Origin of the sequence: Methylomagnum ishizawai, assembly GCF_900155475.1 — a bacterium.
In the GTDB taxonomy this organism is placed as follows: domain Bacteria; phylum Pseudomonadota; class Gammaproteobacteria; order Methylococcales; family Methylococcaceae; genus Methylomagnum; species Methylomagnum ishizawai_A.
On sequence record NZ_FXAM01000001.1, the window covers coordinates 251,183 to 263,462 of the forward strand.

At 67.5% G+C, this 12,280-nt stretch carries 2 protein-coding genes; both read left to right on the forward strand.

The features are described 5' to 3' along the window. Positions 1–20: 20 nt before the first annotated feature. Entirely contained in the window at positions 21–1,367 is a 1,347-nt protein-coding gene (locus tag B9N93_RS01045) for a hypothetical protein (protein ID WP_085210086.1), read from the forward strand. Between the two features lie 218 nt (positions 1,368–1,585). Next, positions 1,586–12,247: a filamentous haemagglutinin family protein gene (locus tag B9N93_RS01055; protein WP_125468784.1), complete on the forward strand. Its 10,662-nt coding sequence runs from the start codon at positions 1,586–1,588 to the stop codon at positions 12,245–12,247. Positions 12,248–12,280 lie beyond the last annotated feature (33 nt).

A 12,280-nucleotide genomic window follows, 5' to 3' on the forward strand; every position in this document is an offset into this window, starting at 1 on the left:
GCCTCCGCCCGGAATCCGCCATGACCGCAATCCGCTTTCTCCCCGCCTTGGTGCTGGCTTCGCATACCGCCCTGGCCCTGGACAACGACACGCCTCTGCCCAACGCCACCGGCGCGGTCGCCACCCACAACACCCTGGGCGTGATCGACGCCGACAATCCTTTTTTCCAAGTGCTAGGGAGCAATGGCCGGAGCTGCGATACCTGCCATAAACCGGAAAACGGCTGGAGTATCACCCCCGCCGCCCTCAAGCAACGCTTCGACGCCAGCCAGGGCACCGACCCCATCTTCAGGACCCACGACGGGGCCAACCGCCCCGACGCCAAGGTCAAAACCCTCAAGGACCGCCAAAGCGCCTACAGCCTCCTGCTCAACAAGGGTTTGATCCGCTTCGGCCTGGCGTTTCCGGCCCAGGCCGAGTTCCAACTTGCCGCCGTCAGCGATCCCTACGACTATCTCACCCCGGTCTCGACCGAACTTTCCCTCTACCGCCGCCCGCTGCCCGCCACCAACCTCAAGTTCCTGAACGCCGTCATGTGGGACGGGCGGGAAACGGTGGACGGGAAACCCATCGCCTTCGACCTGCGCAACCAAGCCAACACGGCCACCACCGGCCACGCCCAAAGCTCCCCGCTCCCCATGGCGCAACGCCGCGCCATCGTCGCTTTCGAGACTCGGTTGTTCACCGCCCAAGTCGAAGACTTCCAGGCCGGGGCGCTGACCCCGGCCCCCCTCAAGGGCGGCCCCATCCCGCTGTCGAAACAGCGCTTCTATCCCGGCATCAACGCCTTCGGCGGCGACTCCCGCAGCGGCGCGGCCTTCGATCCCACCGTATTCACCCTGTTCAACGCCTGGAATAAGCTGATCGACACCGACCCCACCGACATCCGCGCCGCCATCGCCCGCGGCCAAAAGCTGTTCAACACCCGCACTTTCGTCATCTCCGGGGTGGCGGGGCTGAACGATTCCCCCGATTTCGGCAGTCCCGCCACCCTGGTCGGGACGTGTAGCACCTGCCATAACGTCCCCAATGTCGGCGGCGATTCCGGCGTCCATTACATGGATACCGGCGTTGCCGACGCCGCCAACCGTAGCGGCGATCTGCCGCTCTATACCCTGCGGAATAAAACCACCGGCGCGACCCTCGCGACCACCGATCCGGGCCGGGCTATGCTCACCGGCCTGTGGGCGGACATAGGCCGCTTCAAAGTGCCGGGGCTGCGCGGGCTCGCCGCCAGGGCGCCTTATTTCCACAACGGCATGGCTCCGGCCTTGGGGAATGTGCTGGACTTCTACGATGGCCGTTTCCATCTCGGGCTCGACAACCGGGAACGGCTGGATTTGATCCTGTTCCTGAGGTCGTTATGAACCCGAGTCCTGTCACCGAAGCCCACATCGCCGAACCGGGACCGGGCTTCGCCCGCGTCGAACCCAGGCCCGGCAAACCGGCCCGGCGGGCGGCGGAGTGAGTTTATGGTGGAGGGGGCACAGGGTTGGGAGGCAAGGCGGGCCGATGACGACCGTAGGCCGGTGCCGCGTCCCGCCCTGACCATACGGCCACGGGGTATGGCCGGGGTCCGGCATTGATGGGCCGGACCCGGCGGGACCGTCGCGCCGGAGGCTGGCATTTACGCCGGGCCGTGCGGGGTTTGTTGCTGTGCGGCGGCATCGGCGCGGCGCGGGCCGAATTGCCGGTGCCCGCCGCCGCCTGGGCCACGGCGGGACAAGCCACCCGCGAGGTCGTGGGCAACGCCATGACCATCCACCAGCAGACCGACAAAGCTATCCTCAACTGGCAAAGCTTCGACATCGGCCTTAACAACGCCGTCCATTTCAAGCAGCCCGGCCCCGCCGCCGTCGCCCTCAACCGTATCGGCCCCGGCGACCAACCCAGTCGCATCCTCGGCACCCTCGACGCCAACGGCCAGGTCTATCTGGTCAATCCCAACGGCTTCGTGTTCGGCCCCGGCGCACAGGTTAATGTGAATTCCCTGGTCGCCAGCACGCTGAATATCTCCGACGCGGCCTTCAACAGCGGGCTGACCAAGCTCATCAACCAATCCCAGGGCAGCGAGCCGGTGGCGGCCCTGACCGGCACCGGCCAGGTCTACCGCCAGGACGCCCAGGGCCGTCCCCTGCTCGACGCCCACGGCCAGCCCCTGAAAATCAGCATCGAAACCCAGCCCGGCTCCCGCATCGCCAGCAACGCGGCGGGCGGGCGCATCCTGTTGGTGGCTCCCGCCATCGTCAACCAAGGCACGGTCAGCGCTCCCGACGGCCAGGTGGTGCTGGCCGCCGCCACCGACAAGGTGTACTTGCAGGAAGCCGACGCCGATTCCAAGCTGCGCGGCATCCTGGTCGAGGTCAAGACCGGTGGCGACATTCAGAACCTGGGCAAACTGGTGGCGGCCCGCGGCAATGTGACCGCCCTGGGCTACATGATCCATCAACAAGGGCGGGTGTCGGCCTCCACCTCGGTCAGTCTGAACGGCACGGTGCGGCTATTGGCGCGGGAAGGCGCGGCTATCGAGCGCGACAGCAACGGAGCCCTCCACCTCGTGCCGCAAACCACCCGCCGCGCCAGCGACCTGGGCGATGGCCTGGGCCTCCAGGCCACGGTGAGCCTGGACGCGGGCAGCACCACCCGCGTCGATCTCGACGCCTCCAAGGGCAAGGCGGTGGACGAACAAGCCCAGACACCCTCGCGGGTCGAAATCGGCGGCGGCAAGATCGTCATGGCGGCGGGGTCCGCCCTCGTGGCGCACGGAGGGCAGGTCGATCTCACCGCCAGCGCCCATCCCGCCCATCCCCTGCTCGCCACCACCGCCGACAATCCCAGCCGCATCGTGCTGGAACCCGGCAGCCGGATCGACGTGTCCGGCTCGCGCAAAACCGTCCTGCCCATGTCGCGCAATGTGGTGTCGGTGGAACTGCGCGACAACGAACTGCGCGATTCGCCCTTGCAGAAGGACGGTATCCTGCACGGCCAGACCGTACAGGTCGATATCCGCAAAGGCACGCCCTTGGCCGATATTTCCGGGGCCATCGCCCGCATCCGCCGCTCGGTGCAGGAGCGCAACGCCAACGGCGGCACGGTGAACCTGGAGTCGGAGGGGGATGTGTTGTTCGGCCAGGGCGCGGTGGTCGATGTCTCGGGCGGGGCGGTGCGCTATCTCGACGGCTGGCTTAAAACCACGCAATTGGTTTCGGGCGACCAGGTTTACGATATTGCCCAAGCCGACCCCAACCGCCATTACGACGCCCTCCTGGGCCGGTTCAGCCTGCTGCATCCGCGCTGGAATATCACCCAGACTTGGGACTTGCCCGGCCCCGTCGGCCAGGGCCGTTTCGAGCAGGGCTATACCGAAGGCCAATCCGCCGGAACGCTGAATATCCAGGCCCGCGACCTCTCCCTGGATGGCACGGTAAAAGCCGCCACCGTGGCCGACCGCTATCAACGGGCCATCTCCGAACGGCCCGCGGGCGGCACTTTGTCCATCGATCTGGCTTGGTCGGGCCAGCGCCAGCAAGCGGTGGAATTCCGCAACCTGGGCGCACCGCTCAAGCTATCGGCCAGCGATCCCGTCTCCGGCTTCGGCGCCGACGGCACACCGCCCACCCTGGTGCTGGGCAACGAGCTATTCCGGGGCGGGGTGCAGAAGTTGCAGATTTCCAGCGGTGGCCGGATCGCCATCGCCCAAGACACCGACCTCGAACTCCCCGCCGCCGGTAGCCTGGACCTCGATGGCGGGGCGGTGTCGGTCGAGGGCAATATCTCCGCGCCCTCGGGCAGCATCACGCTCGCCACCCAGCACATCGCCGGGGCTGCCGAAACCTTGTCGGGCGATCTCCAACTCGGCGCGGCCACCCGTCTGGACACCAGCGGACTCTGGGTCAACGACCAGCCCGGCAACCGCCAAACCCTCGATCCTGTGGCCCTACCTATCGCGGGCGGGAGCATCGCCCTGCATGCCGTGGGCGGGCTGGATTTGGCGGAAGGCAGCCGGATCAGCGCCGACGGCGGGGCGTGGCTGGCGAAGAACGGCAAGGTCACGGCGGGCGCGGGCGGATCGATTGCGCTGGGCGTGGCGGGCAACACCCCGACCACGCTCGCGCTCGGAGCCAGCCTCAGCGCCCATGGTTTATCCGCAGGTGGCAGTTTGGCGATCACCGCTAATGCTATCCGGGTGGGCGCGGACCCGGACCCGGACCCGGCGGAGGCCGCCGCCACCCAGTTGAATCTCGCGCCGGACACCCTGGCCTATGGCGGTTTCGGCCAGATCGCCCTGACCGCCAATGGCGGCGATTTGTCCATCGCGCCCGGCACGGCCTTGGATTTACGGCTGGAAACCTGGGAATTGGACCGCGCTTATCCGGCCCAGGCCAGCGGCACCCCGCTGGCCGGTTTCAGCCATGCCGTGTTGCAACCGGAAGCCTTCCGCACCCCGGTCGATCTGACGCTGACCCTGGATCACGACGCCCAGGTCGGTGCCTACGATCCCCAGCACAGCTTGAGCCTGGGCGCCGGCGCGTCCATCGCCACCGATCCCGGCGGCAAAATCGCCCTCGTTTCCGACACCGGCATCCGCATCGACGGCACGCTCAGCGCCCCCGCCGGGACGATCCAACTCACGATCAATCCCATCGGTGCCACGCTGGACCGGGGCTACGATCCCAACCAAGCCATCCGCCTCGGTCCCGATGCCCGCTTGCTGGCCCAGGGCGCGGTCGTCGCCCAGCCCAACAACGCCGGGTTGATATTGGGTCAGGTCGAAGCGGGCGGTACGGTCGCGCTCACCGCCCACCGGGGCTATGTGCTGATGGACCGGGACGCCGTGATCGATGTCTCCGGCACCGCTGCGCCGCTCGATATCCCCCAGGACAACCAGGGCGGCTATGCCCGGCGGCTGATTGGCTCGGACGGCGGCACTATCGCCTTGACCGCAGCGGAAGGCATCGTGGCCGATGGCAAACTCAGCGCCCAGGCCGGAGCCGCGCCCGGTGCCAGCGGCGGCGGCCTGAGCCTGACCCTGGACGCCCGGAGCCGGGGTTTCGCCACCGACAACCTGCCCGCCGACGCCCTGCCCATCCCCACCGGGGCACGCACGCTCCACCTCGCGCAGATCGCCACGGCCCAACTCGCGGCGGGCGCGGCCCTGGACGGCGCGATTCCCGCCAGCCTCAACGGCCAAGCCTATCTGGGCGCGGATCAAGTCGAGTGGGGCGGTTTCGCCAGCCTCGCGCTCAAAACCGCCGTCGCGGCTCCCGGTACACCGGGCTTCCAGGCGGAATTCCCTAAGCAGGGCAGCCTCCAGTTCGAGGGCGATGTCTCCCTGAAACTGGCCCAGTCCCTGACCTTGGACAGCCCCATCCTGGCCTGGAACCGTGGCCAGCCGGGCGATACCGGCACGGTGGACCTGAGCGCCAACAGCGCGACCTTGGGTTCCAGCCTGAACCGGACCGGCGCATATGGAACGCAGGGCGGCGACGGGCGTTTGAACATCAAGGCCGATTGGATCGACCTCACCGGCTCGACCGAACTCCAAGGCTTCCAGCAAACCGGCCTCCACAGCCGCAACGATATCCGCCTGATCGGCCTCAACCCCAACGCGGAAGGCGATTTGCTCGGGCAATTCGCGGCGGCGGGCGAAATCGACCTCGCCGCCCGGCAAATCTATCCCAGCACCCTGAGCCAATTCACGCTGCAAATCGACCCGGCGCAAAACCCCGCCGGGCTCATCCGCATCCTGCCGGGCGACACCCAGGCCAAAGCTCCCTTGTCGGCGGGCGGACAACTGAATCTGTCAGCGGCGCGGATCGACAGCCAAGGCGTACTCCGCGCCCCCTTGGGCCAGATCAAGCTCGACGCTTCGCAAAGCCTGGATTTGGCGGCGGGCAGCCTGACCTCGGTTTCGGCGCAGGGTCTCATCATCCCGTTTGGCCGCACCCAGGGCGGATTGGATTGGATTTTCCCCTTGGGGGCCGATGACCGGATTATAGAGTCGCCACCCACCAAATCCATCCAACTCCAGGGTCCAGCGGTCCGGGTCGCCAGCGGGGCCAAACTCGACCTCTCAGGCGGCGGCGATTTGCAGGCGTTCGAGTTCATCCAGGGACCGGGCGGTTCCACCGACCAACTCGATCCCAACGATCCCGGCTATCTTGACGGTTCGTTCAGCTACCAAGAGAAATACGCGATCCTGCCCCAATTCGGCAGCGCCTATGCGCCCTACGATCCCATCGAATTCCAGGCTTCCGGCCTGAAGCTGGGCGATAGCATCTATCTGGGCGCGGGTAGCGGCCTGCCCGCCGGGCGCTATGTTTTGTTGCCCGCCCATTACGCGCTGTTGCCGGGCGCTTTCCTGGTCACGCCGCAAACCGGCACCACCGACCTGCCCATGGGTTCGCATTACACCCGGCTGGATGGCTCGACCGTGGTCGCGGGTTATCGCTACACGGCGGATACCGGGTTTCGTGACGCCCGCACTAGCGGCTATACAGTCGAACCGGGCCGCATCGCCCGCACCCGCTCGGAATACGAAATCCATCGCGCCAACGCTTTCTATCCCCAACGCGCCCAGGATCAAGACCAAACCACGCCGCGCCTGCCCCTGGACGCGGGCAGTCTCGTGGTCGCGGCGGATCAATCCCTGCAACTGGCGGGCACGCTCGCGGCCAGTGCCGCGAACGGCGGACGCGGCGGACGCGGCGGACGGGTGGATATTGCCGCCAGCCGCTTGAGCATCGTCCCCACCGAAGCCAACGCGGACAGCGTGGACGATGGCAGCGTCGCCCTCGCCGCCGCCGACCTCAACCGGCTGAATGTGGAAAGCCTCCTGCTTGGCGGCAGCCGCAGCAGCGGCGACGATGGCACGACCCGCCTCAACCTCACCGCCCAATCCGTGACCGTCGCTCCCGGCACCTCGTTGCAAGGCCAGGAAATCATCCTGGCGGCCCAGGACCGGGTGGACATCGGCGCGGGAGCCACGTTGCAAGCCCAAGGCAAAGCCGTCGCGGGCGATGGCGTTTGGCAAATCGGCGCGGCGGACGGGACTTACACCGGCAGCGCCTGGGTGCGGCTCTCGACCGGCCCGCAAATCGACCTCAAAACCGACCCGCTGGCTGATGCGGCGCATACCGGCAGTCTCGCCGTCAACGCCGGTGCGGTGTTGAGCGCCACCGGCTCGATGGGGCTGTATGGCACCGTGGATAACCGGCTACAGGGCAATCTAAAAATGGACGGCGGCTCCCTGGCCCTGGGCGCGGAGCGGATCAGCCTGGGCAGCGCGCCCGCCGCCACGCCGGGCTTGGTCCTCGGCGATGCTTTGCTGAATTCGCTCAAGGTGGATGAATTGCGCCTGACCGCGGCTGGCAGCCTGGATGTCTACGGCGACGCCGGGGTGAACGCCCAAAGCCTGGTGGTGCAAAGCGCCGGGCTGCGCGGATGGGGCGCGGCGGGACAAACGGCCCGGATCACGGCGGATCAAGTGAGCTTCACTAACCCCGACGGCGCGACAGCGACCGATTCCGGCACCGGGCTGGGCGATTTGGTGGTCACGGCCCAGCAAATCCAAACCGGTTCCGGCGACCAAACCTGGAACGGCTTCCACAGCATTTCGCTCATGGCCAGCGATGCTTTCCTGGTGGCGGGCACTACCACTTGGCGGGTGGACAGCGATTTGTCGATAGCTACCGGCAAGCTCGCCGCCCTGGCCGGGGCCAACCTCGCCCTGGACGCGGGCAGCCACCGCGTCACGCTCGACCCGCTCGCGGGTGGGAAATCCGCCAGCGTGGCCGAGGGCTTGGGAGCCCGCTTGGATATCCAAGCCGCATCGATCTCGGTGGCGACACCCATCGTCCTGCCCGCAGGCTCCCTGAGTTTGGCCGCGAGCGGCGACATCGCCCTGAACAGCGGTACCTTGCTCGACGCCGGAGGCCGGGCGGTGACTTTGGGGGGGAAAACGCTGTACGCGCCGGGCGGCAGCGTGGCCCTGTCCTCGGCAGCGGGCAATATCGACTTGGCGGCGGGGGCGCGGATCACGGTGGCGGCGGACGCGGGCGGCGGCGATGCTGGCAGCCTGGAATTCTCGGCGGGACAAGGCCGGGTCAATCTGGACGGCGGCTTGTCGGCGCAAGCGGGCCAGGCGGGCGCGGGCGGCTCGTTCAGCCTGGACGCGCTGAACTTGGGCCTGGCCCATTTCTCCGCGCTGAACACCCAGCTACAAGCCGCCGGTTTCAGCGAGAGCCTTGCCCTGCGGTTCAGGCAAGGCGATATCGCCATCGCCCAGGGCGATACGGTCCGCGCCCATAGCCTCAATCTCACCGCCGATAACGGCAGTATCGCCCTGTCTGGCAGCCTCGACGCCCGCGGCGAACAGGGCGGCACGGTAGCCTTGAACGCCGGGCAAACCGTGCGGTTGACCGGCACGGCCCGGATCAAAGCCAGCGCCACGGCCAGCGACGGCGATGGCGGGACGGTGGTCCTCAATGCGCTGGGCGATGGTAGCCGCGCCAGCGGGGTCCAGATCGAAGCGGGCGCGAATATCGACGTGGCGGCGGGCGGCAGCGGTCAAGGCGGCACGGTGCGGGTGCGGGCCGGGCGGGTCGGCACGGACGATGCCGCCGTCGCCATCGCCCCCGGCACGGTCAGCGGCGTGGCCACGCTGGAAGTGGAAGCGGTGCGGGTCTACCGCGACATACCGCTGACCAATGCCAATATCGCCGCTTGGTATGCGGAGACTGCGGCCTATATGGACGCCGCCACCAATAACCCCGATCTGCAAACCCGGCTCGGCGGTTTCCAATTGACGCCCGGACTCGATATCCAGGCCAGCGGCGACTTGAACCTCGACCTGGGCGGCAGCCTCGCGGGCCATGCCTGGACCGCGACCAGCAGTGCCCAGGTCTGGACCACCCGCCTGGACGATATCGCCGGGCCGGTCGGCGGCCTGACCCAGATCGGCTCCGACGGCACGGCGCGGACCTTGACCGCCGGGACTTCCAGCCTGCTGGGCAGCGACGGCAGCTATTATTTCGACGCCGATCCGGCCTCGCCCACGTTCCGGCAATTGTTCGTGCGGGTCTTCCCCAGCGGCGGCAACCGCTACGATCCCGGCCAAATCAAGGGCGATTTGGTCGAAGCCAATGGCTGGGACTTCTCGTTCCCGGACAGCCAGGGCAACGCCTGGCGCTTCGGTCCCGACCAGGTGCCGGGCCATCTGACATTACGGGCGGCGGGCGGCTTGACGATAGGCCAGAATCTCTCCGATGGCTTCGTCACCTATAACGCCCAATCCTTGGCGAACTTCTTCCAGATCGACGGCGCGGCTCCCAACTTGCTGGATACCCTGATGCCGCAACCCGGTTTCTCCTGGAGCTACCGGCTGGCGGCGGGCGCGGACCTCGGCAGTGCCGATCCCGCAGCGACCGCGGGCGCGGCCCACGACCTCGTCATCGGCGCGGGTGCCTCGGTACGCACCGGCACCGGCGATATCAGCGCCACGGCCAGCGGCGATATCAAGCTTACCGACTCGCGCTCCACGATCTATACGGCGGGCCGTCCCACCGACGCCCAGCGCTACGGCAGCTTCGGTTTCGACCTGACCCGCAAAGCCTTCTACGCCGAATATCCGGTCGATGGCGGCGATCTGAGCCTCAGCGCCCAGGGCGATATCATCGGCGCGGCCACATCGCAATTGATGTCGGATTGGCTGGTGCGTACCGGCAGTTGGAACCCCGACGACGGCATCGACACCAAGGACCGGCCCACAGCCTGGGGTATCGCTTTCGATAACCTGGTGGTGGCGGGTTCGAGCGATGCCGAAACCCAGAACCTCAAATTCGGCTTCCGGCAAAACCTGGGCGCTTTGGGTGGCGGCGATATCACGGTGCGGGCGGGTGGCACGGTGCGCGACCTCTCGGCCATGCTGCCGACCACGGCCAAACCCACCGGGTCAGTCGGCGGCGACGGCCAAATCACTCAGAATACCCAGCGGGTGCGTGGCGGCGGGGATTTGCGGATCACGGCGGGCGGGGATATCGCGGGCGGGGTGTTCTATGTGGAACAGGGCACGGCCCAACTGACCGCCCAGGGCGCGGTGATCGGCGGTTCCCAATACACGGCGGGTCCGGTGTTCGCCTTGGGCGATGCCCGGTTCGAGGTCCGTGCAGCCCAGGGCATCGCGGTGGGCGCGGCCTTGAATCCCTTCACGCTCACGGCCTCCGCATACACCGACAAGACGGCTTATTTCTCCACCTATTCGGCCCAATCCAGCCTCAACCTGCAAAGCTCGGCGGGCACGGTGGCGCTCAACAACGACACCGGCATCATCCAGCAAAACTATCTCCTGTACGACGCCACCACGCCCGACGGACGCCCGGTGTTGAGCGATATCGACGCCGCCCGGATGCTGACCCTCTATCCCGGCTCGCTGCAAGCCTACGCCCTCGGTGGCGGGCTTGTGGTCGGGCATTCCTTCGACCTGTTCCCGGCGGCGCAGGGCGATTTGGAGTTGCTGGCCGACGGCGATATCCATTTCGACCAGGGCGGGCAGGTGTTCATCAACCAATCCGACACCGACCCCGCGCTGCTGCTACCGGTCTCGGCTCCCCAAGCCAGCCTCAACGACGCCGCCAAGCGGCTGGATATTTTCAACCTCGCCAATACCGATTTCCTGCACGCCACCGTGCCGGTCCACCAGGACGATCCCGACCCGGTGCTGATCGCCTCCGAACACGGCGATATCGTGTCGGACCACGCCTCCCTACTGGTTACCGCCGAACCTGCCGAAGTCAGCGCAGGCCGGGATATCGTGGGACTGGGACTCGAACTCCAGAACCTCCGTGCCAGCGATATTTCCGAAATCCGGGCCGGGCGCGATATCCGTTTTCCCATCCTCCGCGACCCCGTTACCGGCGACTTGGACAGCAGCCTCGACGGCCTGCCGATCTCGGCGGCGGGACCGGGCCAGTTGCAGGTGCTGGCCGGGCGCGACCTCGACCTCGGCACTTCGGCGGGCATCACCACCCTGGGGAATCTGACCAATCCCGCGCTTCCCGCAGGCGGGGCGTCGATAACGGCCTGGGCCGGTTTGGGCCGGGCACCGGATTATCCAGGCTTCATCCAGACCTATCTGCAAGGCCGTTATGCCGGGCCGTTGACCTTGTACATGCGGGCCTTGCTGGGCGACCCCAACTTGGACAGCGCCACCGCCCTGGCCCGCTTTCAAGCCTTGCCCGCCGTGCGCCAGCGGGAATTGATCCTGGCCGTGCTGTTCCGGGAACTCAAGGCCGCCGGGATCGCCGCCGCCCGGACCACCGATCCTGTCCGCCGCGCCGCCGCCTACCGCCGCGGCGAACAAGCCATCGCCACGCTATTGCCGGGGCAGGATGACCAAGGCGATATGAAGCTGTTCTTCAGCAAGATACAAACCCTGGACGGCGGCGATATCCAACTCATGGCCCCCGGCGGCTTGATCGATGTCGGACTCGCGACTGCCTTCAGCGGCAACAAGACGGCGGCGGATTTGGGTATCGTGGCGCAGCGCTCGGGGCGGATCGAGGCGCTGTCGCAGGGCGATTTCCGGGTGAACCAATCCAGGGTGTTCACCCTGGGCGGGGGCGATATCACCCTGTGGTCGGAACAAGGCGATATCGACGCCGGGCGCGGGGCCAAGGCGGCGCTGTCGGCTCCTTCTCCTACTTACAGCTTCGATGCCAAAGGCAATCTGGTGGTGGTGTTCCCGGCGGCGGTGTCGGGCAGCGGCATCCGGGCGCAATCGGGTTCCACCGGCGCCGATATCGGCGCGGGCGACACCGCCGCCAGCCCCTTGACCGGCATCTTCGGCGACCGCGCCCGCACCGCCCGCTTCGGCGATGTCACCCTGGTCGCCCCCCGCGGCGTGGTCAACGCGGGCGAGGCCGGGATCGGCGGCAAGAATGTCGCCATCGCCGCCACCGCCATCATCGGCGTGTCCAATATCCAAGTGACCGGCAATCTGACCGGGGCACCGCCGCCCCCGCCCTCCCTGACGGCGGTGCTGACCGGGGCCAACACCCTGGCCGCAGGCGCGAACACCGCCGCCCAATCGGCCTTGGACGACAACCTCGCCGCCACCCGCGCACAGGTCCAAACCCCGGCGACCGGACCCGCCGAACCGGCCCAACAATCCAGCCTCCATGCCCAGGTGGTCGGCTTCGGCCAGTGCAGCCTGGGTGATATCCGCCGCGGCAGCGACGGTTGCCGTTGATCTCCCCGGTGCCCACGCGGCGTGTGGGAACCC

What these genes read in the sequence shown, in the direction of transcription:
- B9N93_RS01045 (WP_085210086.1), top strand. Translation starts at nt 21, where the DNA reads ATGACCGCAATCCGCTTTCTCCCCGCCTTGGTGCTGGCTTCGCATACC.
- B9N93_RS01055 (WP_125468784.1), top strand. Translation starts at nt 1,586, where the DNA reads ATGGGCCGGACCCGGCGGGACCGTCGCGCCGGAGGCTGGCATTTACGC.